Source organism: Rhodanobacter sp. A1T4 (assembly GCF_014207185.1).
GTDB lineage: Bacteria > Pseudomonadota > Gammaproteobacteria > Xanthomonadales > Rhodanobacteraceae > Rhodanobacter.
This window is the reverse complement of the sequence record NZ_JACHCP010000002.1, coordinates 97,150-122,006: the sequence shown is the minus strand read 5'-3', so window position 1 is coordinate 122,006 and position 24,857 is coordinate 97,150. Positions and strand designations below refer to the sequence as shown.

Annotated in this window: 28 protein-coding genes; 7 read left to right on the top strand and 21 right to left on the bottom strand. The window is 61.2% G+C overall.

Features of this window, described 5'->3' with window-relative positions:
- Window positions 1–19: 19 nt before the first annotated feature.
- The 19 genes from HDE80_RS03790 to HDE80_RS03700 all read right to left on the bottom strand — a co-directional run bounded on the left by HDE80_RS03790 (window position 20) and on the right by HDE80_RS03700 (window position 17,842).
- Window positions 20–1,267, bottom strand: coding sequence for an alpha/beta fold hydrolase (locus HDE80_RS03790; RefSeq protein WP_184668036.1), 1,248 nt, complete (start codon window positions 1,265–1,267; stop codon window positions 20–22).
- Window positions 1,267–2,328: a hypothetical protein gene (locus HDE80_RS03785; protein WP_184668034.1), complete on the bottom strand. Its 1,062-nt coding sequence runs from the start codon at window positions 2,326–2,328 to the stop codon at window positions 1,267–1,269. Before HDE80_RS03785 ends, HDE80_RS03790 begins: the two co-directional genes overlap by 1 nt.
- Window positions 2,325–2,783 (bottom strand): cytochrome c-type biogenesis protein, encoded by a 459-nt coding sequence (locus HDE80_RS03780; protein WP_184668031.1) that lies wholly within the window; start codon window positions 2,781–2,783, stop codon window positions 2,325–2,327. The genes HDE80_RS03785 and HDE80_RS03780 overlap by 4 nt, the downstream gene beginning before the upstream one ends.
- Window positions 2,783–3,325, bottom strand: coding sequence for a DsbE family thiol:disulfide interchange protein (locus HDE80_RS03775; protein WP_184603937.1), 543 nt, complete (start codon window positions 3,323–3,325; stop codon window positions 2,783–2,785). Before HDE80_RS03775 ends, HDE80_RS03780 begins: the two co-directional genes overlap by 1 nt.
- On the bottom strand, window positions 3,322–5,304 hold the full coding sequence (locus HDE80_RS03770; protein ID WP_184668029.1) for a heme lyase CcmF/NrfE family subunit: 1,983 nt from the start codon (window positions 5,302–5,304) through the stop codon (window positions 3,322–3,324). The genes HDE80_RS03775 and HDE80_RS03770 overlap by 4 nt, the downstream gene beginning before the upstream one ends.
- Window positions 5,301–5,768 (bottom strand): cytochrome c maturation protein CcmE, encoded by a 468-nt coding sequence (gene ccmE, locus HDE80_RS03765; RefSeq protein ID WP_184668027.1) that lies wholly within the window; start codon window positions 5,766–5,768, stop codon window positions 5,301–5,303. Before ccmE ends, HDE80_RS03770 begins: the two co-directional genes overlap by 4 nt.
- Window positions 5,769–5,802: 34 nt before the next feature.
- Window positions 5,803–6,000 (bottom strand): heme exporter protein CcmD, encoded by a 198-nt coding sequence (gene ccmD, locus HDE80_RS03760; protein WP_184604135.1) that lies wholly within the window; start codon window positions 5,998–6,000, stop codon window positions 5,803–5,805.
- A gap of 11 nt (window positions 6,001–6,011) precedes the next feature.
- Window positions 6,012–6,770: a heme ABC transporter permease gene (locus HDE80_RS03755; RefSeq protein WP_184603942.1), complete on the bottom strand. Its 759-nt coding sequence runs from the start codon at window positions 6,768–6,770 to the stop codon at window positions 6,012–6,014.
- A gap of 271 nt (window positions 6,771–7,041) precedes the next feature.
- A complete protein-coding gene (gene ccmB / locus HDE80_RS03750; RefSeq protein WP_184668025.1) occupies window positions 7,042–7,728 on the bottom strand; it encodes a heme exporter protein CcmB in 687 nt (228 codons plus the stop codon).
- Complete coding sequence (gene ccmA / locus HDE80_RS03745) at window positions 7,725–8,375, bottom strand: cytochrome c biogenesis heme-transporting ATPase CcmA (RefSeq protein WP_184668023.1); 651 nt, start codon at window positions 8,373–8,375, stop codon at window positions 7,725–7,727. The genes ccmB and ccmA overlap by 4 nt, the downstream gene beginning before the upstream one ends.
- Window positions 8,376–8,427: 52 nt before the next feature.
- Window positions 8,428–8,844 (bottom strand): DUF3293 domain-containing protein, encoded by a 417-nt coding sequence (locus tag HDE80_RS03740; protein ID WP_255483572.1) that lies wholly within the window; start codon window positions 8,842–8,844, stop codon window positions 8,428–8,430.
- Window positions 8,837–10,240: an NAD(P)/FAD-dependent oxidoreductase gene (locus HDE80_RS03735; RefSeq protein WP_184668021.1), complete on the bottom strand. Its 1,404-nt coding sequence runs from the start codon at window positions 10,238–10,240 to the stop codon at window positions 8,837–8,839. The genes HDE80_RS03740 and HDE80_RS03735 overlap by 8 nt, the downstream gene beginning before the upstream one ends.
- Before the next feature lie 114 nt (window positions 10,241–10,354).
- On the bottom strand, window positions 10,355–11,116 hold the full coding sequence (phbB, locus tag HDE80_RS03730; RefSeq protein ID WP_184668019.1) for an acetoacetyl-CoA reductase: 762 nt from the start codon (window positions 11,114–11,116) through the stop codon (window positions 10,355–10,357).
- A 117-nt stretch (window positions 11,117–11,233) separates the two neighbouring features.
- Window positions 11,234–11,731: a polyhydroxyalkanoate synthesis repressor PhaR gene (phaR, locus tag HDE80_RS03725; protein ID WP_184603953.1), complete on the bottom strand. Its 498-nt coding sequence runs from the start codon at window positions 11,729–11,731 to the stop codon at window positions 11,234–11,236.
- A 99-nt stretch (window positions 11,732–11,830) separates the two neighbouring features.
- The gene (locus HDE80_RS03720) at window positions 11,831–13,399 is read right to left on the bottom strand and encodes a DHA2 family efflux MFS transporter permease subunit (RefSeq protein ID WP_184668017.1); all 1,569 of its coding nucleotides are present in this window, start codon (window positions 13,397–13,399) and stop codon (window positions 11,831–11,833) included.
- A 285-nt stretch (window positions 13,400–13,684) separates the two neighbouring features.
- Window positions 13,685–14,911 (bottom strand): HlyD family efflux transporter periplasmic adaptor subunit, encoded by a 1,227-nt coding sequence (locus tag HDE80_RS03715; protein ID WP_184668015.1) that lies wholly within the window; start codon window positions 14,909–14,911, stop codon window positions 13,685–13,687.
- Complete coding sequence (locus HDE80_RS03710; RefSeq protein ID WP_184668013.1) at window positions 14,898–16,409, bottom strand: efflux transporter outer membrane subunit; 1,512 nt, start codon at window positions 16,407–16,409, stop codon at window positions 14,898–14,900. Before HDE80_RS03710 ends, HDE80_RS03715 begins: the two co-directional genes overlap by 14 nt.
- 40 nt (window positions 16,410–16,449) lie before the next feature.
- Window positions 16,450–16,974 carry a MarR family transcriptional regulator gene (locus tag HDE80_RS03705; RefSeq protein WP_184603960.1) on the bottom strand — a complete coding sequence of 175 codons (525 nt, stop codon included), beginning with the start codon at window positions 16,972–16,974 and terminating at the stop codon, window positions 16,450–16,452.
- 88 nt (window positions 16,975–17,062) lie between these two features.
- Complete coding sequence (locus tag HDE80_RS03700; protein ID WP_184668011.1) at window positions 17,063–17,842, bottom strand: TatD family hydrolase; 780 nt, start codon at window positions 17,840–17,842, stop codon at window positions 17,063–17,065.
- Between the two features lie 174 nt (window positions 17,843–18,016).
- On the opposite strand from HDE80_RS03700, the gene HDE80_RS03695 reads away from it, so the two are divergent.
- A complete protein-coding gene (locus tag HDE80_RS03695) occupies window positions 18,017–18,640 on the top strand; it encodes a glycine zipper 2TM domain-containing protein (protein WP_184668009.1) in 624 nt (207 codons plus the stop codon).
- 30 nt (window positions 18,641–18,670) lie between these two features.
- Window positions 18,671–19,147 carry a glycine zipper 2TM domain-containing protein gene (locus HDE80_RS03690; protein WP_184668007.1) on the top strand — a complete coding sequence of 159 codons (477 nt, stop codon included), beginning with the start codon at window positions 18,671–18,673 and terminating at the stop codon, window positions 19,145–19,147.
- Between the two features lie 84 nt (window positions 19,148–19,231).
- Here the strand turns inward: HDE80_RS03690 and HDE80_RS03685 are convergent, their stop codons facing one another.
- Both HDE80_RS03685 and HDE80_RS03680 read right to left on the bottom strand, forming a co-directional pair.
- A complete protein-coding gene (locus tag HDE80_RS03685) occupies window positions 19,232–19,666 on the bottom strand; it encodes a cell wall hydrolase (protein WP_255483571.1) in 435 nt (144 codons plus the stop codon).
- A gap of 484 nt (window positions 19,667–20,150) precedes the next feature.
- Complete coding sequence (locus tag HDE80_RS03680) at window positions 20,151–20,954, bottom strand: folate-binding protein YgfZ (protein WP_184603966.1); 804 nt, start codon at window positions 20,952–20,954, stop codon at window positions 20,151–20,153.
- Window positions 20,955–21,147: 193 nt separating this feature from the next.
- Between HDE80_RS03680 and HDE80_RS22335 the strand changes: the two genes are divergently transcribed.
- From HDE80_RS22335 to HDE80_RS03655, 5 genes are all read left to right on the top strand, one after another.
- Complete coding sequence (locus HDE80_RS22335; RefSeq protein WP_343205996.1) at window positions 21,148–21,252, top strand: DUF1674 domain-containing protein; 105 nt, start codon at window positions 21,148–21,150, stop codon at window positions 21,250–21,252.
- 89 nt (window positions 21,253–21,341) lie between these two features.
- Window positions 21,342–21,737, top strand: a complete 396-nt coding sequence (gene sdhC / locus HDE80_RS03670) for a succinate dehydrogenase, cytochrome b556 subunit (RefSeq protein WP_184603969.1) — start codon at window positions 21,342–21,344, stop codon at window positions 21,735–21,737.
- Entirely contained in the window at window positions 21,734–22,123 is a 390-nt protein-coding gene (sdhD, locus tag HDE80_RS03665; RefSeq protein ID WP_184603971.1) for a succinate dehydrogenase, hydrophobic membrane anchor protein, read from the top strand. The genes sdhC and sdhD overlap by 4 nt, the downstream gene beginning before the upstream one ends.
- A 20-nt stretch (window positions 22,124–22,143) precedes the next feature.
- A complete protein-coding gene (sdhA, locus tag HDE80_RS03660) occupies window positions 22,144–23,931 on the top strand; it encodes a succinate dehydrogenase flavoprotein subunit (RefSeq protein WP_184668005.1) in 1,788 nt (595 codons plus the stop codon).
- 98 nt (window positions 23,932–24,029) lie between these two features.
- Window positions 24,030–24,812 carry a succinate dehydrogenase iron-sulfur subunit gene (locus HDE80_RS03655; protein ID WP_184603974.1) on the top strand — a complete coding sequence of 261 codons (783 nt, stop codon included), beginning with the start codon at window positions 24,030–24,032 and terminating at the stop codon, window positions 24,810–24,812.
- Window positions 24,813–24,857: the final 45 nt, after the last annotated feature.

The window sequence follows — 24,857 nt, the reverse complement described above, 5'->3', positions numbered from 1 at the left end:
GCTGGATTCCGCTGTGCGACTAGATCCGACCGAGAAATCCGCCAATGGCCTTGCTGTAATTTTCGATGTCGACGAGGAACGCATCATGGCCTTGGGGTGAATCGAGCGCGACGAACTCCACCTGCGCACCCGTAGCCTCCAGACCTTCGGCAATCTCCTGCTGCTGCTGCAGGGGGAACAGGATATCGGTGCTGACACCGATCACCATGGCCTGCTCGACGTGGATGTGCTTGAGCCCTTCATGCACGCTGCCGTTGCCGTATTCGGCCATGTCGAACCAGTCGCTGGCGCGCGAGAGGTAGAGGTAGCTGTTCGGATCGAAGGTGCGTACGAAGCGCTGCGCGTGGCCTTCGAGGTAGGACTCGACTTGAAACTCGCGGCCGAATGGGTCGTCGTCGCGTTGCTCGGGGTCGAGCCGGATGCGGGCGAAACGGCCGTTCCATTCCATCGCGGATCGATAGGTGATCACACCGAGCTTGCGCGCGATACTCATACCGATATCGGGATAGGTGCCACCTTCCGCCGCGGTCGCTCCTGCGCGTCCTGCGCTCGCGACACTAGCCCATCCTTGGGCGTCGTGGATATCGGTCGCTTCGGCGCTTCCTCTGCCCGTTCTTTGGGTATCCCCTTTTGGGACGCTCGCGGCACTCGTCCGTCCCTGGATATCGTAATTGCCGTCCTTCCAGTTCGGATCGAGCCGGATCGCCTCGCGTTGCAGCGAGCGGATGGCGATGGCAAACGGCTGTGCCTGCGGTGCGGTGTCGACGCTGATATGGGTGCGCACACTGCCGGGATGCAAGAACATATAGGCCAGCGCGCTCATGCCGCCCATCGAGCAGCCGATCAGGCACGCCAGTTGGGTGATGCCAATGCTGCTGACGGCGGCGTGTGCTGCATTGGCCACATCTTCCAGCGACAGGTCGGGGAAATTCAGCCGGTAGGCCTCACCGGTGGCTGGATCGATCGAGGCGGGGCAGGTGGAGCCTTTGTCGCTGCCCAGCGAGTTGACACAGATCACGAACCAGCGCGAGGTGTCGATAGCGCTGCCGTCGCCAAGCATCGCTTCCCACCAGCCGGGCGACGTGTCGCCGGCATTCGATGCGGCGTGAGCGCTGGGCGACAAGCCGGTAAGGATCAGCACGGCATTATCGCGCGAGGCATTCAGTGTGCCCCAGGTTTCGTAGGCAACATGTGCGCCGTGCAGTTCGCCACCGCGTTTCATCGCGAACGGCGAGGGTAGGGCGAAGTACTGGCGTGCGTCGCCCATCAGTGCACCGTGTCGATGGTGATATTGATTGATTTCGTGGAGTCGACCGCTACCACGCCGGCGTCGCCTTCCAGATCGCCGGGCTGCGCGATGGCCTGACCGCTGTGGCTGACGCGTGCGCCAACGAATACTTGGGATACCGATGAGAGCTTCAACTGGGGCGTCATCGCCATGGCATCGGTCAGCGTGATGCTGACCGGCAGTGTGCTTGCGTCCATGCGCGCAACAGCCAGCGGCATAGGCGGGCCATTGGGCGCACGGGCATAGATAAAGAGGGTGTCGCCACTGCCGATACGCGCCTTCAATGCCGGCGCCAGGCGTACCTTTACCTGCAGGGCTGGGCCACCGGGTACAGCGTTGCCTGTGGTGGGATTGGTGGATTTTGGCGCTGAGTTTGACGCGCCACCGGCATGTGCATCGGCGGCTGCAATCTGCTCGGCGACAGCATTGGCCACCGTGCTGCCGGGTTGCAGCATCGGCTGCAGATGACGCCAGGTTGCGGCGGCTTCGGCAAACTGGTTTTGCTGGAACTGGCTGATACCGAGCAGCCACAGACCGCGCTGATTATCCGGCTGCTTCTGCACCGCCTGCCGGAGCAGATCACGCGCACGTTCGCCCATCACGTGGCCGGGCTGCAGCACGGCGTCGACTTCGGCCCAGCCGACCATCGCTTCGGTGCTGCCGGCGTCGAGTTTCAACATGTGGTCGTAGGCATCGCGTGCGTCGGAAGGCTGATGCATGGCCATACTGGTTTGTGCCAACAGTGACCAGCCGCGCAGATCATCCGGCTGTTGCGCCAGGTGCGCGTGCAGATCGGCCAGCGCCTGATCGATCGTCATCGCCGGCGGCTGCACGGCGACACCATCGAGCGTGGCTGGCGTGCCGATCTTGAGATACAGGCCGAGTGTGAGCAGAGGCACTGCAACGATGACGAACAGCGCGAGCGCGAACACGCTGCGCGAATGCCCCTGCTGACGGCCGCGGCGGAGCAGGGGTGCTACGACGACGGCAATGGTGATGATGACCATCACCACGACGGCAATCACGAAGGCTGGCTTCACCAATCATCCCCTTCATCGACCGTGGCATGTGCCGTGGGTGATGTCGCCGGCGTCACTGCACGGCTGCGCTTGCGAATGGTAGCGAACACGGTGCCAGCTCCTGCCAGCAGGATCAGCAGCGGCCCGAACCACAGCAGCCACGTATTGCGCGCCACCGGCGGGTCATACAGCACGAACTCCGAATAGCGGTCGACCAGATATTGTTTGATCTGCGCATCGCTCCGACCGTGTTGCATCAGCTGAAAAATCTGGTTGCGCAGGTCGCGTGCGATCGGTGCGTTGGAGTCGGCGAGGGTTTCGTTCTGGCACATCGGGCAGCGCAGTTGCGCGGTGAGGTGCTGGTAGCGCAGTTCTTCGACGTGATCCTTGAATGGCAGCGGCTCGATCGCCTGAGCGAAGGCCGCGCCGGCAAACAGCAGCAGCGCGAGCAACAAGATACGCGGCAACGTACGCATCAATGCGGCTCCTGCTGCAGCGATGCGATCGCCGGTTTCAACTCATCGTTGACCACATCCATCGTTATCGGACCGATGTGCTTGTAGCGGATGACACCGTGCGCATCGACCAGGAAACTTTCCGGCGCAGCGTAGACACCGAAGTCAATGGCTGTCTGTCCGCTGGTGTCCGCCATCAACACGCTGTAGGGATTGCCGTGGGTTGCCAGCCATGCTTTCGCATCGTCCGGCGCATCCTTGTAGTTGTAGCCGACCAGGGCCACGCCCAGCGTCGGCGCTTCCGCCTGCAGTACCGGATGCTCCACCCCACATTCTATGCACCAGCTGGCGAAGACGTTCAGCAGATAGGGTTTGCCCATCAGCGACGCGCGACTCACGGTCTGCGCCGGTTCGTACAGCAAAGGCAATTTGAAATCCGGCGCAGGCTTGTTGATCAGCGGCGAAGGGATCGCCGTCTGGTCATGTCCGGTGTTCCACCAGATACCGAAGCCGAGCAGGCCGGCCAGCAGCAGGAAACCGATGAAGGGCAGCAGACGAGTCATGCGCGGGTCTCCGATAGCAACGCCGCGCCAACTGGCTCGGGGGCATCGGCATTGGCCGGGCGACGCACGCGGAACCGACGATCGCCGGCGCTGACAAAGCCGCCCAACATCATCATCAGTCCGCCGAACCACAGCCAGCGGATGAACGGCTTGTAGTAAAGCCGCAGTGCCCATGCACCGTCGATATGCTCCTTGTCCATCGGCTCGCCCAGCGCGACGTAAAGATCGCGGGTGACGCCCGGGTCGATCGCCGACTCGGTCTGGATCTGCTCGCGCGTATAGGTGCGCTTCTGCGGATGCATCACCGCCACCGGCTCGCCGTTGCGGGTAACCATCACTGTGCCCTGATCGGCGCGCCAGTTCGGCCCCTGCGTCTCGTGCACACCATCGAAGCGGAAGTCATAGCCGCCAATCTGTTTGGTGTCGCCAGGTGCCATGCGTACGTCGCTGGTAGCGCTGAGCGATTCGGAGAGCAGCACGCCGATCAGGAAAATCGCCACCCCGGCGTGCGCGAACAGCATGCCGGCCATCTCGGCGGGATAACGCCGGCCGCGCGGCATTTCACGCCAGCGCTTGACGATGTAAAGCAGCACGCCGACCGCGACCCAGACGGCCGCTGCCACGCCGGCAATCGCCTTGAGTTTGCCGTCGACAAAAAACGCCGCGACGACCGCGCAAGCGACAGCGGCAAGCAGGGCGCGTAGCATCACGCGCTTCAATACCTGAGGCTCGCCTTTACCCCAGCGCAGGTACGGGCCAAACGGCAGCAACAGCACGATCGGCAACATCAGCAGCGGGAATAGCAGGCCGAAGTAGGGCGGCCCGACCGAGATCTTGCCCAGATTCAGCGCATCGCCGATCAGCGGAAACAGCGTGCCCAGCAGCACCATCGCCGCGGCCACGGTAAACATCAGATTGCCGACCAGGATCGCGCTCTCCCGCGACACCACGGCAAAGGGTTTGCCACCGGCCACTTTCGGCGCGCGCAGCGCATACAGCAGCAGCGAACCGCCGACGACAAAAATCAAAAAGCACAGAATAAAGAGGCCGCGGCGCGGGTCCGACGCAAATGAATGCACCGAGGTCAACACGCCCGAACGCACCAGGAACGTGCCCAGCAGCGACAGCGAGAAAGCGAAAATCGACAGCAGGATCGTCCATGCACGCAGCGAGCCGCGCTTCTCGGTGACCGCCTGCGCGTGGATCAGCGCGGTGCCGACCAGCCACGGCATGAAGCTGGCGTTCTCCACCGGATCCCAGAACCACCAGCCGCCCCAGCCCAGTTCGGCATACGCCCACCAGCTGCCGGCGACGATGCCGCAGGTGAGAAACGCCCACGCGATATTCGTCCAAGGCCGCGCCCAGCGTACCCATGCCTGCTCCAGCTCGCCACCAAGCAGCGCGGCGATAGAAAAGGCGAATGCCACCGAGAAGCCCACGTAGCCCATGTAGATCACGGGCGGATGGAAGGTCATGCCCGGATCCTGCAGCACCGGATTCAGATCGCCGCCGTCCGGTGGCATCGGCAACAGACGTCCAAACGGATCGGAGGTGAACAGGATAAAGGCAATGAATCCGACCGAGATGATGCCGAGTACGCCGAGTACCCGCGCAGCAAACGCCTCGGGCAGCTGCCGACTGAACAACGCCAGCGCCAGGGTCCATACGTTGAGGATGAATATCCACAGCAGCATCGAACCCTCGTGCGCGCCCCACACGGCGGTGATGCGGTAGTACCAGGGCAGGGCGAGGTTGGAGTTATCGGCCACGTACTGCACCGAGAAATCGAAGCGCAGAAAAGCCCAGACCAACAGCACGAAGGCCAGCACCACGAAAAATCCCTGGCCAAACGCAGCAGGACGCGCCACCGCCATCATGGCGCTGTTGTTTCGCCATGCGCCAATAATCGGCAGAATGCTTTGCGCCAGCGCCAGCAGCAGCGCGAGGATCAGCGCGATCTGGCCAAGTTCCGGCGTCACGGCGAGCCACCCATGTCGCCGCCTTCCGGCACTGGTTTGCCCTTGTGCGCCTTCGCCATCGCGTCCTTCAATTCCTTTGGCATATAGGTTTCGTCGTGCTTGGCCAGCACTTCGGTGGCAACGAAATGGGCGTTGTCCATATGGCCGGTGGCGATCACCGACTGATTGTCACGGAACAGATCGGGAAGGATGCCGGTGTATTCGACCGGCATCGCGCCATCGGCATCGACCACAGTAAAAGTGACCAGAAGTGAACTCTTGCTGCGCTGGATCGAACCGGCCTTGACCATGCCGCCGAGTCGGAAGGTCTTGTGGCTCGATGCCTCACCGGTCTGTACCTGGCTCGGGGTAAACAGGTAATTCATGTTCTGCTGCAGGGCGAAAACGCCCAGGCCAACCGCGACGGCAGCGGCGGCGACAACCAATAGAACAACGATGAGTCTGCGTTTGCGGGTGGGGTTCATGGATGCTCTTGCGACGTTCGTTGACGCTCCGGCATCAAGCCGGTTCGGTCGGAGTAGGTGCCTGGCGCTGCTGACGCACGGCCTTGCGTGCCAGCCTTGAACGCAATTCGCGCAGCAGCCGGCGACGGCGTAGCAGGGGCGCGAAAAAGTCGGCCAGCAGCACGATGAAAAATACTGCGTACGCCGGCCACAGATAGCCGGCATAACCACCCATTGCCAGAAAGTGTTGCAGCGAGCTGGCGTTCATTGGTGCGTGCTTCCCGTGGCAATCGTGCGCACCCAGTCCTTGCCGCTTTCCAGATCGAGCAGGTCGGTGCGCACGCGCCCAAACAGGCTGGCCAGATAATAAAACTTCGTCGCCAGCATCATGGTCAGCAACGGCCACAGCATGCCTGGCGCGATGGTCGAGGGGCCGAGCAGGCGGATGGTCGAACCCTGATGCAGGGTGTTCCACCAGTTCACCGAAAAATGCACGATTGGCACGTTGATGATGCCGATCAGCGCGAGAAAGGCCGCGGCGCGCGCACCCTGTCGGCGATCCTCGAACGCGTGATACAGACCGATCACGCCGAGATACAGGAACAGCAGCACCAGCTCGGAGGTCAGCCGTGCGTCCCAGGTCCACCAGGTGCCCCACATCGGCTTACCCCAGAGCGAGCCGGTGACCAGGGTGATGAAGGTGAAGGCAGCCCCGATCGGCGCCGACTCCATCGCTACCACCTCCGCCAGCTTGATCCGCCAGACCAGGGCCAGAAAGGCGGCAAAGCCCATGACGCCGTAAATGAACAAACTCATCCAGGCGCTGGGCACGTGGATGAAGATGATGCGATAGGCATCACCCTGCTGGTAATCCGCCGGTGCCATGACCAGGCCGCCGTAAAGCGCGATCGCGCCAGTCAGCAGTGCAAGCGCGAGCATCCATGGCCGCAATGTGCCAGCGAACCGGTAGAACGTCGGCGGCGAACCGAGTTTGTGCAGCCAGAGTGGAATCCACTTGGACATCATAGAGTCTGCCCATGATCTCCAAAGCCCCCGCGTCGGAAACTGTTTGCGCGCAGGACAAGGAAGAGAGAAGGAGTGTATGTCGATACACGACTGAGCGATGACGCGGTCATGTGCGCAAACAGGCCTGACCCGGAGGGTTGCCATTGAGCGGCCACCAGGCGATAGCGCGCGACTTGACCTGACCACCAGTCAGGCACTGCGCCACGCACTACCGCCTGGCGACCGCTCAATGGCAACGCGGGGGGGTTGGAGATCATGGGCAGACTCTTTAAGCGTCCAGAGCAATACGAAGAGCGGCCGCGCAAGCCAGGGGTGCCAGCACCAGCAATAGCACCAGCGCAGCGCCCAGCCAGGCGATGGGGGTGAGCCAGGGCAACCCTTGCTGGGATGCTGCCACGGCGCCTGCGGCAAAGATCACGACCGGCACGCACAGCGGTAACAACATCAGAGCGAGCAGCATACCAGAGCGCCGCGTGCCGGCCGTCAGCGCCACCAGAATCGCGCCCAGCAGGCTGAGCATCGGTGTCGACAGCAGCAAGGCCAGCACCAGCACCGGCATCACGGCAGTAGGCAGGTGCAACATGCCGGCCAGCAGCGGCGCGATCACGATCAATGGCAGCGCCGTGGTCAGCCAATGGGCCAGGATCTTCATCGCCAGCATCAGCGCCAGCGGCTGCGGGGCCAGCACCAGCTGCTCCAGTGAGCCGTCCTCGATATCACTGGAGAACATGGCGTCGAGTGCCAGCAGCATCGCCAGCAGCACCGTAACCAGTACAACGCCGCCAGCAATGCGTTGCAGCAGGGTATCTTCCGGCCCCAGCGCAAACGGAAACAGCATCGTGACGATGAGTGCGTATAGCACCGGCATCGCGATATCGCCGCGTCGTCGCCACGCCAGCGTGAGATCGCGCCGCAACATTGCTGCGCAGGCGGTGGTGAGTCCCGGCGGATTCATGCATGCATCCGGATGCGTTGCGGCTCGCCACCGTGAAAGCTCACCGTACCATGGCTGGCGACCAGCGCTGCGCCACCGCACGCGAGATGATTTTCCAGTAGCCGATTAACCAGTGCGATACCGGTGCGATCGAGGTTGGCGTAAGGCTCATCGAGCAACCACAGTGTGGCCGGAAGCAAAAGCAGCCGGGCCAGCGCCACGCGCTTTTTCTGGCCGGCGGACAGTCGGCGCACGGATTCATCTTCGTAACCGCTCAGGCCAATCTCGGCGAGCGCCGAAGCGATGCTGACCTGCTCGCGGCAGCCGTGCAGGCCGAGGGAAATGCGCAGATTCTCCGATGGGCTGAGATCGGCTTTCAGCCCCAGCTGATGGCCGAGGAAAAGAATTTCGCCGATGCAGCGGTCGCGCTGCAGCAGTGGTTCGCCGCGCCAATAAAGTTCGCCTTCGTCGACATGCAGCAAACCGGCGAGAATCCGCATCAGGGTGGTCTTGCCACTGCCGTTGTCACCCTCAATAAGGGCCAGCTCGCCCTCGCACAGACGAAAATCCAGTGCCGCAAATACCGGTTCTTCCTGGCGATGAAAGCTCAGGGCCCGCGCTTCAAGCAGGGGCGTGTTATTGGGAGCAGCAGTAGGAGCGGCAGTCATTCCCTTGATTGTCCGCAATGCGCGAGGCGCTTGTCCATGCGGCGTGCTGTCATCAACTCAAGGAGACAAGACGCGTAAATGAGCGATCTCGCTGCCTTGGCCATAAACTATAGGCGTTTTGTTGATAGCGATGAGCCAGCGCATCAAGCGTTGATTGATCGGGGCCGATCACGAAGAGACTGGGTTCGTACCAGCCGCTGTTGCCGATACCGATGGCGGAAAAGATCACGCTTTCAGGTAGGGCTTGCAGTGCCACAAGCAACGCATGCTGCGCAACATGATTGTCAGCCGATGCACTGGCTTTCGAGTGAGGATTCCATGCCGTGATAAATCCCCACGAGCGTGTGCCAACCTCTAGCTGCAAAGACTCCGGGAGTGTCTGATCGATACGAATGCACGCCCACGTCGCGGCGTTCAGGCAAACCAGGTAGTCGGTTTCGCCATAGGCCTGCAGCAGTGTTTCAATCATGACGAAGTGGAGGTAATGGCGGCAGGCGGTTTTTGAGCAGGGTGACCGCTGCATCGAGATTGACGCTGGCGATATCGTTCGAGTTGTGCAACAACTCATCAAGTAGCGCGTCCTGCGCCCGCCCGCGTTCGAGCGCGTAGGCATAGGGTAGGTGGGTGAAGGTAACCATGCGATAGCGGGCCATGTAGTGCTCTGGTGCTCGCTCGGCCAGCAGGACACCCAGCTCGCGTTTAGCCAGATAGTGCGGATCAGCCACCGAGTCGCGCATCTCGATGTAGTTTTCCAGCGCCATGGTGGCAATCGCGTTGGCATCGGGCTGGCGGATTCGCTGGAACTCGGCAAATACATCGGCGCTGTCGCACGGTGCCTCGGCCAGCAGATCGGTCAGCACCACGGTGTCCTCGAAACCGCAGTTCATGCCCTGGCCGTGAAACGGCACGATCGCGTGGGCGGCATCGCCGATCAACAGCGCGCGACCGTCCAGATGCCAGCGGTCCAGATAGAGCGTAGACAGGGTGCCGACGGGATGACCGTCGTAATCTTCGGCAAATTTGGGGATCAGCGGCAGCAGGCCGGGGAAGTCTTCGCGGAAAAAAGCCGCCGCGGCGTTTGAATCCGGCAGGCTGGCAAAGCTCGGTGCGCTGCCATCATTCGGCAGGAACAGCGTCACCGTGAAGCTGCCTTCGGTATTGGGCAACGCGATGCACATATAGCCGCCGCGCGGCCAGATATGCAGTGCATGCGGCTCGATCGCGAACGGGCCGTAGGCGCCGTTGCCGCGTACGAGTGAGGTGGGCAGTTCATCGGTGGGGGGGATTTCCAGTTCCTTGTACCCATGCCCCAGCGATTCGATACGTTCGCCCAGCGGTGCGTAGGCGTTCATCGCGGCGCGCACGCCGGAGCCGGCACCATCGGCACCAATCAGCATGCCGAAGGGCACGCTGCGCGTGGCTCCGGCCGCATCGGTGACGTCCATACGCTGGCTGTCAAAGTCGATGTTGTGCGGCGACTGGCCGAAGTGAATCTGCGCACCTGCGGCCTCGGCGGCATCCAGCAGCAAGGTATTCAAGGTGCTGCGTGAGACCGACCAGATAACTTCACTGTCGTCGACGCCATAGCGCTGCAAACTGGTGCTGTTTTCGCGACCGTGCACCATCCGGCCACGCATCATCACGGCGTGGCGCAGCACATCGTCAGCCAGGCCTGCGGTGCGCAGAGCCTGCAAGCCTCGCTCAGCCAGGGCCAGATTGATCGAGCGTCCACCCGAGAAGCCGATAAAGCGTGGATCGGGAAACTTCTCGAATACTTCGACGGCAAAGCCGCGCTGCGCCAGCTGCTGGGCCAACAGTGCACCGACCAGACCACCGCCGATGAGGGTAATGGGTTGCTTCGCCATGCCGCTTTCCAAAGAAGGTAAAACAACCCGCGGTGTTGATCTGCCGCCGGCCAAGTCCAGTGTCTCAATGTCCAAGAGTAACCAGCTCGAAGGCTCGCGCCGCGGGCTGCGCCACTAAAAACTCATGAAGTAGCCGCCGTTGACCGGCAGGTTGGCGCCGGTGATGTAACCGGTGTCATCGGCGTTGAAGAAACCGACGGCGCGCGCAATATCGCCCGGTGTACCCAGTCGTCCCACGGGGATGCTGGCGATGATCTGCTCGCGAATGTCTTCGGATACTGCTGCCACCATCTGGGTATCGCAGTAGCCCGGCGACACCGTATTCACGGTGATGCCCTTGCTCGCCGTTTCGCGCGCCAGCGCCATGCTGAAACCGTGCACGCCGGCCTTGGCCGCCGAATAGTTCGTCTGCCCGAACTGGCCGGTTTGTCCATTCACCGAACTGATATTGATGATGCGGCCGAACTCGCGCTCGATCATGCCCTCGATGACGTTGCGGCACATGTTGAACACGCCGTCGAGATTTACCTGCATCAGCTGATGCCATTGCTCGGGTGTCATCTTGCGCAAACTGGCGTCGCGAGTGATGCCGGCAGCATTGACCAGTATGTCCACACTGCCGTGTTCGGCTTCGATCCGCGAAACGAGCTGCCTGCAGCTGTCAAAGTCGGTGACGTCGACCGGTTCGAAGCTGATTGCCTCGCCCAAGTCGGCGACGTCTTCGTAGAATTGGGCGACACGCTCTTCGCGCGCAGCCAGGTCTACGGCAACCACCCGGCGTCCAGCCTTTGTCAGGTGGCGGCATATTTCCGTGCCCAGACCACCGATACCGCCGGTGACAATCGCGATGCGCTTGTGAGCGACAGATGCACTCATGGACTTTCCAACATTGTCTGAATCATGCCGCAGGGCAGCACGTGCTGTGCCGCAGCGGATGAAGATAAGGAAAAGGACACACGATGCGTCAGCGTGGTTTGACGCCCAGGGGGCAGCTCAGCCGGGCTTCTTGCCGCCGCGACCGGTGCTGCCGGGTGGTTGGACCACCTGTGCGGCGGTGTCCATGAAGCCACGTTGCATCGCCTTCCATGCGTCCATATTGCGCTCGGTCAGGTCGTTCAACATGGTCCAGGGCGTCTGGCCCATCAAGCTGTTGAGCTGGCTGCGGAACTGCGTCTGCTGGTCGAGAAAGACCTGCAGGCTGCGCTCCAGATACGGTCCCATGAAACCCTGCAGCGAATCGCCGTAGAACCGGATGATCTGGCTGAGCAGCTGCGGCGAAAGCATCGGCTGCCCATCGCCCTCGTTCTCGGAGATGATCTGCAGCAGTACCGAACGCGTCAGATCCTCACCGGACTTGGCATCGCGGACTTCGAAATCCTCGTTGTCCAGTACCAGCTGTCGGACCTCTTCCAACGTGATGTAGCTGGAGATCTCCGTGTCATAAAGACGCCGGTTTGGATACTTCTTGATGATGCGTTTGGTTTGTGCCATGCCGCACAAACTACCAGAAGGTATTGCGCTGCACCAGCCATCCCTGCTGCAGAAATTGCTGCGGATGGTGGGGTGCAGCAATTGGCGGCTTTGGGTTATTCAGTGGCCTGGCGCACCGCTGGCATTGCCAAACGGCGGCCGGGCGAGCCAGAGCACCGGGATCAGCAAGATGAAGACGATGCTGCAGGCCCAGAATACGTCGTTGACGGCCAGGGTGGCCGCTTCCTTGCTGAGCAGTTGTTCCACCACGCTCAGGCCCTGTTGGCTGGCCAGTCCCGCGCCCTTCAGTTGCTGCAGGAATCCGGTGGTGGCGGGCGCCGCTGCCGTGATGTTTTCCGTCAGTGTGGCGTGATGAAACTCGGTACGGTGCTGCCACAGTGTCACGGTAATCGCCGTGGATACGCTGGCGCCCAGTGTGCGGAAGAAATTGGCCAGGCCGGAGGCGCTGGCGATCTGCTCCGGTGGCAGGCCCGACAGGTAGATCTGGTTCAGCGGAATGAAGAACAGCGGAATGCCAATGCCCATCACCAGTCGCGGCCAGACCATGTTGATGTAGGACACACTGCTGTCGAAGGTAGACAGCCAGAGCGAGCAGCTGGCCAGGATCACAAACGCCGTAGTAATCATTGCCCGTAGATCGAACTTGCCCAGCAGACTGCCAACCAGCGGCGAGAACAGGAACGCCAGTACCCCGACCCACGCACTGGTAAGGCCGGACCAGCTTGCGGTATATCCCAGCGTGGTCTGCAGCCACAGCGGCGACACCACGTTGATGGCAAAGAACGCCAGCATGCCCAGCGACATCGCGATCACGCCGATGGTGAAATTGCGCTGTTTGAACAGCGACAGGTCGATGACTGGGTACTTTGCATTGAGCTCCCAGACGACCAGAAAAACCAGGCTCACGAGCGCCACCAGGCCGAGGACAAGAATCAGTGGCGAAGAGAACCAGTCCTTGTCGTTGCCGTTGTCCAGCATGAACTGCAGGCAGCCGATGCCGAGCACGAGCAGCACGAGGCCGATCATATCGATCGGCGCGTACACCATCTTCGACTCGCGCTTGTGCAGCAGGAACCAGGTCGAAACCGCCGCCATGATGCCCACCGGCACATTGATGTAGAAGATCCACGGCCACGAATAGTTGTCAGTCAGCCAGCCACCGAGAATCGGCCCCAGCACGGGCGCGATCACCACGGTCATCGCCCACAGCGCCAGCGCCATGCCCTGTTTGCTCTTGGGGTAATTGGCCAGCAGCAGCGAGAGCGCCAGCGCTACCATCGGACCGGAGCCGGCGCCCTGCAGCAGGCGGGCGACCACCAGCATCGGCATGCTGGTGACCAGGCCGCACATCATCGAAAACACCACGAACAGGCCGACCGACACGACGAAGGTGCGCACTTCGCCGAAACGCTTGGCAATCCACCCGGTCAGCGGCTGCATGATGGCGCTGGCCATCGAGTACGAACTGATTGCCCAAGTGCCTTCGTTCGGGCTCACGCCCAGGCTGCCGGCTATGTGTGGTACAGCGACGTTGACGATCGTCGTGTCCAGCACTTCCATGAAGGTGCTGAACGCGACGGCGACGGTCATCAGCGCCAGCATGGCGCCTTGCAGTGGCTTCAGCGGCGACGCGTCGGCGGGTGTGGCATCGGAAGAAATGGCGGCCATGGGCTTAGAGCCTGTTCATGATCTCCCCGTGCCCCGCGCCGGGAGCTGTTTGCGCGCAGGCCAAGGAAGAACGAGAGAGTGGACGTCGGTCCACGACGGAGTGATGACGCCGGGATGCGGGCAAACAGCCCCGGCCCGCAGGGTTGCCACCGAGCGGCCGCCATGCGGCAGCGCGCGACTTGGCTTGCCAGCCAGGCAAGCCGGCGCCACGCCCTACCACCTGGCGACCGCTCGATGACAACGCGAGGTACGGGTAGATCATGAGCAGGCTCTCGGGACTCGACTTCAGTTCGGGCGGTCGCTGCTGGTTTTGTCCGATGAACCGAGGTTGGCCTGAATCACCTTGTCTGCCTCGGCATCGGCCTTGCTGGCCATCTGTTCGTAGACGGTGGTTTCGGCCACCGGTTCGCGCTCGCCTTGCGGTGCCAGCACCGGACCTTTGTCATCGGTGATGTTGACCGTGACATCGCTGGACAGGCCGATGCGCAGCGGGTGCTTGTCCAGTTCCTGATTGTCCAGCGCAATCCTCACCGGCACGCGCTGCACCACCTTGATCCAGTTGCCCGTGGCGTTCTGCGCGGGCAGCAGGGAGAACACGCTGCCGGTGCCGGCGCCCAGACCGATCACTTTGCCGTGATACTCGACGCTGCCGCCGTAGATGTCGGCTTCGATTTTGGCCGGCTGGCCGATGCGAATGTGGCGCAGCTGGCTTTCCTTGAAGTTGGCGTCGATCCACAGGTTATGCAGTGGTAGTACGGTCATCAGCTGCTGGCCCGCCTGCACGCTGTTGCCGACCTGCACGCTGCGCTGGGCTACGTAGCCGGAGACCGGCGCGTAGATCGCATTGCGCTGCGCAGCGACCCACATGGCGCGAAAGTTCGCGCGCGCCTGCAGCACGGACGGGTTGTTGGCGATGTCGGTGCCTGAGATCGACGCGTGTTGGGCCGAAGCCTGTGCCTGTGCGGTGTTCAGCGCGGCGCGGGACTGGGCTACGGCATCGCGCAAATGCTGGATGGTTTCCGGCGCCTCAGCCTGTTGCGCCACTAGCGGCAGGCGGCGTTTGAGATCGGCTTCGGCTTTCTTCAGAGCCACTTGTTGTTCGGCGACGGCGGCATCGCTACCGCTGGCTGAATCAGTCTGCTGACGTACCTGGCGCACAGCCGATGCCAGTGTGGCCTCGGCCTGGGCCAGACGGACGCTGGCATCGGTATTGTCGAGTTTGACCAGGATCTGGCCTGCTTCGACGTGCTGGGTGTCGTCGGCAAGAATGGCCACGACGGTGCCGGGTACCTGGGCAGAAATCGCCACCTGATTGCCGCCGACATAAGCATCGTCGGTGGTTTCACGGGTGGAGAAAACCAGCAACCACAACAGCAACCAGATGATGCCGGCAGCGATGAAGATCAACAGCACGATCAGCAGCGTCTTGCGACGCTTGGCCGGATTCTTGGCCGCCATGCCGCTGTCATGGGTGTCGGCGTTCTGGGGCTTGTCGGACTCAGTGGCGCTCATGGGCGTCGTCTCCGGACGGGTTCGAAGGGGAAGGGGAGGATGTCTTGGCGGATGCCGTGTCGCTGGAGGCGTGATAACCGCCACCCAGCGCCTTGATCAAAGCCAGATCGGTGGATACGGCCTGCGCTTGCAGGCTGGCGGCATCATCGCGCTGCTGTAGCAGCTGTGCGGCGGCAGCGATGCTCTCCCGGGCGTCGCGTACACCCTGGTTCTGGCGCGCTTGCGCCGTCGCAACCAGGCGTTCGTTGGCGGTGATCTGGGCCGATTGCTCTTTGCGCCGTGCCGCAATCTGCTGCGCGGTGAGCGCCTGATTAGCCACGTCGCGCGCCGCGTCGATAACGGTGCTGTTGTAGCCGGCCACTGCGCCCGCCAGCTGCGCCTTGCTGATGCCGTAATTGGCCTGCAGCTGGCCGCCTTCGAAGATGGGCAGATGCAGCGCCGGCGTTAGCGAGAACGCGCGGCTGTCGGTGCTGAGCAGTTTGCCCACCTCAAGGCTGGACAGGCCCGCCATCGCGCTGATGCTGAGGTCGGGGAAAAACTGCGCACGCGCCACCTCGGTCTGTTTCAGCGCCGCTTCGACTTGCCAGCGACTGGCGGCGATATCGGGGCGTCGTGCGATCAGGTCGAGCCGTGCATCGGCTGGGACGCGGCTGTCCACTTCGGGCAGCGGCTTTACCTGCAGGGTCGGCAGGTCGGCAGGCGCGATACCCAGCAGCGAAGCCAGCGCCACCTTGCGGATCGCGGCCGAGCCGACTAGCGCCACGTTCATTTCGCGCGCCGCGGCCAGATCAGCCTTGGCCTGCTGGGCGGTGTCCTCCAGATCGACACCGCGCGCCACGCGCAGTTCGGCGATATGCAGGAATCGGGTTTGCGCGGCCACCAGCTGGTTGGAGAGTGCCAGTCGTGCCTCGTCGCCCTGCCAGCCAAAATACGTATCGGCGACAGCATTCTGGATGGTCAGCGCGGCGGCGCTGCGTTGCGCTTCCGCGGCATGCGCCTGATCAAGTGCAGCCTCGATGCTCGAGCGCTTCTTGCCCCACCAGTCGAACGTATATTGCGCCTGCAGACCGAGGTCGGCCTGGTTGTACCAGGGGTCGATCGTGAAGTTTTGCGGCAGCAGGCTGATGATGCCGTTCTTGCTTATGCGCTGACGTTCGAACTGCGCACTGCCGTTGATGTTGAGCCCGGCCTGCGCCGCCGCCAGACGTACCGACTGTTGGGCATTGAGCAGGCGGCTGCGCGCCTGCTCGAGATCGGGTGAGTTCTTGAGCGCGATCGTGATCAGCTGATCCAGCTGCGGATCGCCGTAGGCATGCCACCATTGCGCGTCCGGCCAGCCATCGCGGGTCGCTGTTTGCAGGCCGGCGAGTGGAACGTCGTCGCGCAGCACCGGATGGCTGAGCTTCGCCGGTGCCGCGCAGGCACCAAGCAGTAGTGTCAGCGACAGCATCGCAGTGTAGCGACGCATCAGGGCAAGCTTTACAGAGGCAGGCTTCATCAGAGCAGTCTTCATTTCGTTGCCTTCATGGTCCCGGCGTTCACGCCTGGATATCCGAATCGGCCTGATCGAGGTTATGGGCCAGTTTTCGCAGCAGCCGGCTCAGGTTGCGTTTGTCGACATCGCTGAAGCCGACAAACATCGCGTCCAGGCGGGGAAACAGCGGGGGCAGCATTTTCAGGATCAGGCGTTTCCCGGCGGCGGTGATGCGAATCACCACCCGGCGGCGGTCGTCATCGCTGCCACCGCGAGTGATCAAGCCGCGCTTGACCAGCGCGTTGCCGATGCGGGTCATGTTGGTCGCCCCCTGCTTGGTGAACTCGCACAGCTCGCCGGGGGTTGAGCTACTTTCGGGCCGGCTGTTCAAAAACATCAGCGTGAGAAACTCGCTGTGGTTGAGCTTGTACGGTTTAAGCTCAAGCTCGAGCTCGTCGTTAAGGCTGCCGCTGACCATCAGCATCAGTCGACTCAGCTTGGCTTCGGCCACAGGCAGCTGCGGAATGAGCCGAATCGTTCGCTCGATTCCCTCATTCATCATGTCGATACACTTCGTCAGCGACGCCATTTCATCAGCTTATATTTCACCAGTGAAGTAAAAGATAGCAATATGCCGCCGTGGCTGCAAGAGTCAATCGGTCGATCGGTGGAAGTGACTACCGATGTGAACGATCGAGACCGAACAGGCGTCGTGTGTTGTCGGTAGTGGTGGCGGCAACGTCGGCTTGGGGTTCGTCGCGCAGTGCGGCAATGCATTGCAATACATCGACGACGTATGCAGGTTCGTTGCGTTGGCCGCGGTGCGCGGCATCCGGTTGATCGGGTGCGTCGCTTTCCAGCAGCAGAAACTCGAGCGGCATCGCCGCCACGATTCGGCGCAGTCGCTGGGCCCGATCATAAGTGACTGGACCGCCGATGCCGATATGAAAACCCATCTGCCACAGTTGCTTCGCCTGCTGTTCACTGCCGGAAAAGCTGTGCACGACACCACGAAGGCCGGGCATGCGCCGCAGAGTCTGGATGACTTCTTCCAGTGCGCCGCGGGCATGCATGATCACCGGCAGATCAAATTGTTGCGCAAGCTCCAGTTGTTTCAGGAAGTATTCGCGCTGCTGTTGCGGATCAAGACCTGCCACATGAAAGTCCAGTCCGATCTCGCCCACCGCCACTGCGTCGCCGTGGGCTAACCAGGTGGCGAGTTGGTCGACATGCTCGGGCACATGTTGCGCCAGATACATCGGATGCAGACCGAAAGCGGGAAAGACGTGTTCGTTCACCTCGCTGAGCGCCCTGATTCCCGGCCAGCTGGCCGCGTCGACGGCAGGCAGAACCAGGGTGCTGACGCCGGCATCCGCAGCGCGCGTTATTACGGCATCGCGATCCTCTGCAAAGGCGGCGGCATCGAGATGCACGTGACTGTCGGCGAGCTTGAGCATGATTTGTGTCCATGGCTTGTCCGAGGCAGCCATCTGCAATGCGGATGTGAAAATTGTGTAGTTAACCCGGTCTAGCTCTGATTCAGTTGCATAACCGTTCAATAGTGTCGCAAGTAATTGCTTCGGCGTTACCGGGCTTCGGATACTTCACTTAAACAAACAAGGGAGATAGTAATGAACAGGCTGATGATCAACACGCTCAACATAGCAATCACCGCAGCGCTCGCACTGGGGCTGTCGGCCTGTAACCGCAATGCTGCCGCGGATACCTCGAGCGATGCAGCGGCCATGTCGAATGGCAGCAATGTCGCTGCGGCGCCGGCGTCGGCACCGCAGCCTGCGCCTGACAATGGCCCCCAGTACGCCCAGGTCGTGAGCGTGGAGCCGGTGCGCCAGTCCATCAACGATCCGCAGCGCGTCTGCCATGACCAGGTGATTACTCATACTGCGCCACCAAGGGATCAAAATCGTATCGCTGGCACCGCTATCGGTGCCGTCGCGGGTGGCCTGCTGGGTCATATGGTTGGCGGTGGCAGGGGTAACACACTCACGACGGTGGCTGGTGCGGTCGGTGGTGGTTACGCCGGTAACCGCATTGAAGCGGCTCATCAACAAGGGCAGGTAACCCAGACGGTGGAGCGTCGATGCGATACGGTCGATAACACCAGCAGCAAGGTTGTCGCCTTTGATGTGCATTACGTCTATAACGGTGTCACCCGCACTGTTCGTATGGATCACGATCCGGGCGATCGTGTACAAGTGCAGCAGGGAATAATCGCCGTTTCTGACGCTCGCTAAGTTGGATCAATGAATATGAAAACGATGACCATGAAATTACGATCCATCCATTTTCCCTTGATTGTTGCAATGGTAGCGAGCGTTACGCTTGCCGGTTGCGTGACACCTCAATACGGTGGCTACCAGCAGCGTTCCGGCTACACCAACCGCTGCCTGAGCTGCGGTGTTGTGCAGCAGGTCGATCAGGTTTACGTCCAGGGTGGCGGCAGTGGTAACGGCGGCACCTTGGGTGCCGTGATCGGTGCCGTCGCTGGCGGGGTGCTGGGCAGCACGATCGGCAAGGGTGACGGGCGCACCGCGGCCACCGTCGTTGGTGCCGTGGGTGGTGGCCTTGTCGGTAACCAGATTGGCAAGAATAACGATGCCAATAATGCCAACAGCACCGCCTGGCGCATCGTGGTGCGGATGGATAACGGTCAGTACGCCACCGTTACTCAGCGCGAGGATCCGGGTGTGCGCCCTGGCGCTTACGTTTCGATCCATGATGGTCACGTCTACGTTCGCTGAAATAGGCGTCTAGACATTTAGCCGTCCAAATAAAAAGCCCTCAATCGAGGGCTTTTTATTTTTGTCGAATATGCGATGTATGAATCAATTCACTGCATAAAAGGCATGTTCGCCGATGGTCACCGTGTGGCGATTGCGCGACCACGCAGGAGAAACAGCGACTGTCGCGAAATGATCGGCGCGCGGTACAAGCATCTTTCGCTGTGCAATCGGCAGCTGCCAGTTCTGTATTGATTTTCCTGCAACCTGCCAGGCCTTGTGGAAAGCATCGAGGTTGGATACGTCGAAAGAACCTGGTGTGGTGGTGGTTGCGAATTGGTGTGGTGCACTGACAACTTCACAAACGGTATTGCCCCAGCTGCCTCGATCGCGACGTCGCATGGCGACTTCCGCAACGGCCAACTGTCCGTTCATGGGTTCACTGCGTGCTTCCAGATAGACGGTTGTGGCCAGACAGGCCTGGTCCGCAACTGGTTGTGGCATGAGAGAGGTCAGCCACAACAGCATGGATAATTTCATTGGTCGTTCTGCCTCCAACGTGCTGTACGCCCAAAGCTAAACGTCTGCTTTGGAACGCCATTGCGATGGACGGGCTGGCAGGCCGTTCCATCTGGATCAATCGCTGCAACCTGATTCGGTGGTTGAGCGCTTTGCCACGGGATTGTGGCGTTCCGTACGGCGGATTCGATGCCGATCGGGGTAAGTGTCGCCTGGCGTTGCACATGCCTTTGTGGCTGCGCTGCCTGCAACTTGTCTGCACTCGCTGAGGCGAGGCGGTTATGCCATCCGACAGTTCAGTGTCGGGTCGCGCCGATTCGGATTCTTCCGGTTCGTCGCGTAATTTCGGTGTCGGTATTTCGAGACGCCGTTTTTTAATAGTTGGCGGAGCGTAGTGGCGGATTTCTCTGATGGCAAGTGCCTAGGTTTGTGAATTTAACCTTCACTCACTTTCAATCATCACGTTGTTTGCATGGCCGAACGATGTTTCGACATCACATGATGCTCAAACGTTCCACGTTTCGCGAAGACGTATCATCAAGTCATCATCCATCGAATCAAGTTGTCCATTGATGGCTTGCGCAACAACATCATCGTTCAACACGGCCAATGCTTCGATACCGATATCGCTGTTGACGACATCAAGCAGACAACCTTTTTCATGCGCATCGACACGCAATATTTCACCGGGAATTTTCGGTGACGATAATTCGATCCGATGAAGATGCTTTTTGTTGCCGCCGCGAAAATGCAGTCGCGCAACAATCTCCTGGCCTGGATAACAACCCTTGTCGATCACCACAGCCTGCAGCCTCTGCAGCGATAACGCGGGCGGCAGCAGTTCGTTCAACAACACATCGGGCAACCACGGCCAGCCTTCGCGCAGCTGCGGCAAACGCCATGCGCCATCGCCGATGCCTTCGCTGGAGATCTGCAAGCTGTGTGTGTCGCAACCAAGCAAAAGATTTTCCCGGTCGTGACGGACGGCATGCAAAGACAGCGATGGGCCAGCAGACAATGCGCGCGGCGTGAGTGCTGTCAGCGTCAGTTTTGAACGAAACACAAAACGCCGTAATGCCTCAGTCGTGATTGCGGCATTGCCACCACGCAACAGCAGCAGCAACTGATCGTCGGCAATGCGGGCGAGATGGAAGAACGTCTTGACGCGACCTTGCGGGTCCAGCCAGGCACTGAATTGCCAGTGCCCGGTAGCGAGCGCCATGACGTTGCTGCTGAACTGGGCGTGTGCGAACGCCATCGCGTCCGGCCCCTCGATCAGCAATGTTTCCGCGGGATAAGGTTTTGTCATTCTGCGTGATGAATTGGGGCTGGTGTGGCCATGCGCAAGGGAGGTTTGCTGATGCAGCGATTGCTGCTATGGAGTAGGGCAAGGTTGTGCGGCAGTGCGGCAAGTATTAATATTTGCGAGGTAACCAATCATGTCCGACACCTCTACGCCAGCTGAGTCAAAGTCTGTTTCCGTTCCTACGGAAACGTCTATCGTGACCAAAACACCGGTACCGGACAAAGCGCCGGTGACACGGCCAGCTCTTGATCCCACGCGCTATGGCGACTGGGAAAAGAACGGACGCTGCATCGACTTCTGAACGAACGCGATGGCTATCTTTGCCATACGCGCACGCAGTAGTGACAAGGGTCGGCATGGATCAGCGATTCCATTTTTAGGATAGCCGCCATGGCAGATACGCGACGACCGCTCTCTCCGCATCTTCAGATCTACAAGTGGCAAGTGCAGATGGTGAGTTCCATCCTGCATCGAGCGACAGGCATAGCATTGGCGGTGGGCACCTTGCTGGTGGTTGCCGGACTGCTGCATCTGGCCAGCGGCGAGCAGAGCTTCAACCAGTTCAAGGAAATCGTCGGAAGCCCGATTGGCGAGATCTTGCTGATCGGTTGGACCTGGGCGCTTTTCTATCATCTATGTAACGGCATCCGGCACCTAGTGCAAGATACCGGCGCGGGCTATGCCATTCCGCAGTTCGTTCGATCCAGCTGGCTGTCGGTGGTGCTGAGCCTGGTGCTCACCGCGGTGGTCTGGGCTTATGTCTTGACCGCAGGAGGTGCGGCATGACCGCGAAGGATTTACGCAACCCACTGAAGGTCGCTCGCGGCCTGGGTTCATCGCAGTCGGGCGTCGGTCACTGGTGGACACAGCGGGTCACCGCTGCTGCGCTCGTCGTGCTGCTGATCTGGTTCGTGATCACCGTGCTTAGCCTGCTGCACGCGGACTATGCCACCGCGCTGGCCACGGTGGCCAAGCCGTGGAATGCCATGCTGCTGATCATTTTTCTGATCACCATGTTCTGGCATGCCGTGCTCGGCCTGCAAGTCGTGATTGAAGACTATGTGACCACCCGCTGGAAGGAAGTCCTTTCGTTGGTGCTGATCAAGTTCCTCGCGGTTCTCGGCGCGCTTGCGAGCGTGCTGGCCGTGCTGCGCATTGCGCTGACCCACTGAGACGCGGGAGCCAAGATTCGATGGAAAGCTACAAGATCCAGCAGCACAACTATGACGTGATCGTGGTCGGTGCCGGCGGCGCTGGCCTGCGCGCTACATTCGGCCTTGCCGAAAAAGGCCTCAAGGCCGCTTGCATCTCCAAGGTGTTTCCGACGCGCTCGCATACGGTGGCAGCGCAGGGCGGCATCTCTGCAGCGCTCGGCAACATGGGCGAAGACGATTGGCGCTTCCACTTCTACGACACGATCAAGGGTTCCGATTGGCTCGGTGATCAGGACTCGATCGAGTACATGTGCCGCGAGGCGATTCCGGCGATCATCGAGCTGGAGCATTACGGTGTGCCGTTCTCGCGTACCGAGGAAGGCAAGATCTACCAGCGCCCGTTCGGCGGCATGACCACGCATTACGGCAAGGGCACCGCGCAGCGCACCTGCGCCGCGGCCGACCGTACTGGCCACGCGATCCTGCATACGCTGTATCAGCAGGCGTTGGCGCATGACGCCACGTTCTTCATCGAATACTTCGCCATCGACCTCATCTTCGACGACGATGGCGTCTGCCGTGGCGTACTTGCGCTGGACATGAACGAAGGCACGCTGCATTTCTTCCGCGGCCAGGCGGTGGTGATGGCGACTGGTGGTTACGGCCGCGCCTACTTCAGCGCCACCTCGGCGCACACCTGCACCGGTGACGGTGGTGGCATGGTGCTGCGCGCCGGTCTGCCGCTGCAGGATATGGAGTTCGTGCAGTTCCATCCGACCGGCATCTACGGTGCGGGCTGCCTGATTACCGAAGGCGTACGTGGCGAAGGTGGTTACCTCACCAACTCCGAAGGCGAGCGTTTCATGGAGCGCTATGCACCCAACGCCAAGGATCTTGCATCGCGCGACGTGGTCAGCCGCGCGATGACCATCGAAATCCGCGAAGGCCGCGGCGTAGGCAAGGACAAGGATCATATCCATCTGAACCTGATGCATCTCGGGCCGGAAGTGATCAACGAACGTTTGCCGGGCATCTCCGAGAGCGCGAGGATCTTTGCCGGCGTCGACGTGACCAAGGAGCCGATCCCGGTACTGCCGACCGTCCACTACAACATGGGCGGCATCCCGACCAATTATCACGGTCAGGTCGTGCAGAAGAAGGGCGACGACGTGGATTCCGTTGTACCGGGCCTGTTTGCCATTGGCGAAGCCGCCTGCGTGTCGGTGCACGGCGCCAACCGCCTGGGCTCCAACTCGCTGCTTGATCTGGTGGTGTTTGGCCGTGCGGTCGCGCACAAATGTGCCGAGCTGATCCAGCCCGGTGCGGCGCACAAGGATCTGCCGGCCAGTGTGCTGGATAAGGCGTTGACCCGTTTCGACAATCTGCGTCATGCCAAGGGCGGCACGCCGACGGCGAAGATTCGCGCCGAGATGCAGGCCACGATGCAAAAAGACGCCGCGGTGTTCCGCACCGGCGAGACGCTCAGCGAAGGCAGCAAAAAGATCTCCGAGGTCTATGCGTCCTTCAGCGACGTCGGCGTCAGCGATCGCTCGATGGTCTTCAACTCCGACTTGATCGAGACGCTGGAACTGTCCAATCTGCTGGCGCAATCGGTGGCCACCATGCATTCGGCGCTGCAGCGGCCGGAAAGTCGCGGCGCGCATGCGCGTGAGGACTTCCCCGATCGCGATGATCATGAGTGGCAGAAACACACGCTGGTGTGGGTGGACGACGCGGGTAACACGCGCTTCGACTACCGCCCGGTGCACATGTACACCCTGACCGATGAGGTCGAGGTCGTGCCACCGAAGAAGCGCGTGTACTGATCAACACGTACTGATCAACGTTTATTGATCGACTGAAAGGTTCCACCGGCGCTCGCGACGCGAGCTTTGACGGCAAGCACCAACGAAGTGAGGCAATCGTGGCCGAGTTCACGCTACCCAAAAATTCCAAGATCAAGCCTGGCAAGCATTTCGCCGCGAAAAACGCGAAAAAGCCGCGCACGTTCCGCGTCTATCGCTGGTCGCCTGACGATGGCGAAAACCCGCGCATCGACAGCTACGAGGTCGACATGGAGTCGTGCGGCCCGATGGTTCTGGACGCACTGCTGAAGATCAAGAACGAGATCGATCCCACGCTGACCCTGCGTCGTTCCTGCCGCGAAGGTATCTGCGGTTCGTGCGCCATGAACATCGATGGCACCAACACGCTGGCCTGCACCATGGCATCGGCCGATTGCGCCTCCGGCGACGTCAAGATCTATCCGCTGCCGCACATGCCCGTGGTGAAGGATCTGGTGCCCGACCTGTCGCACTTCTACGCCCAGTTCGCCTCGATCAAGCCCTGGCTGCGCACGCAGAGCCCGGCTCCGGATCGCGAGCGGCTGCAGTCGCCGGAAGAGCGCAAGAAGATCGATGGCCTGTATGAGTGCATCCTGTGCGCCTGCTGCTCGACCAGCTGCCCGAGCTACTGGTGGAACGGTGACAAGTACCTCGGTCCAGCCATTTTGCTGCAGGCCTACCGCTGGATCGTCGACAGCCGTGACGAAGTCACTGGCGAGCGCCTGGACGATCTGGAAGACCCGTTCAAGCTCTACCGCTGCCACACCATCATGAATTGCACGCGCACCTGCCCGAAGGGCCTCAACCCGGCCAAGGCGATCGCGGAGATCAAGAAGCTGATGGTGGAACGTCGTTCTGCCTGACCGGTAAAGACCTCAAGCTTTGTCAGAACAGGCCGCCTAGCGCGG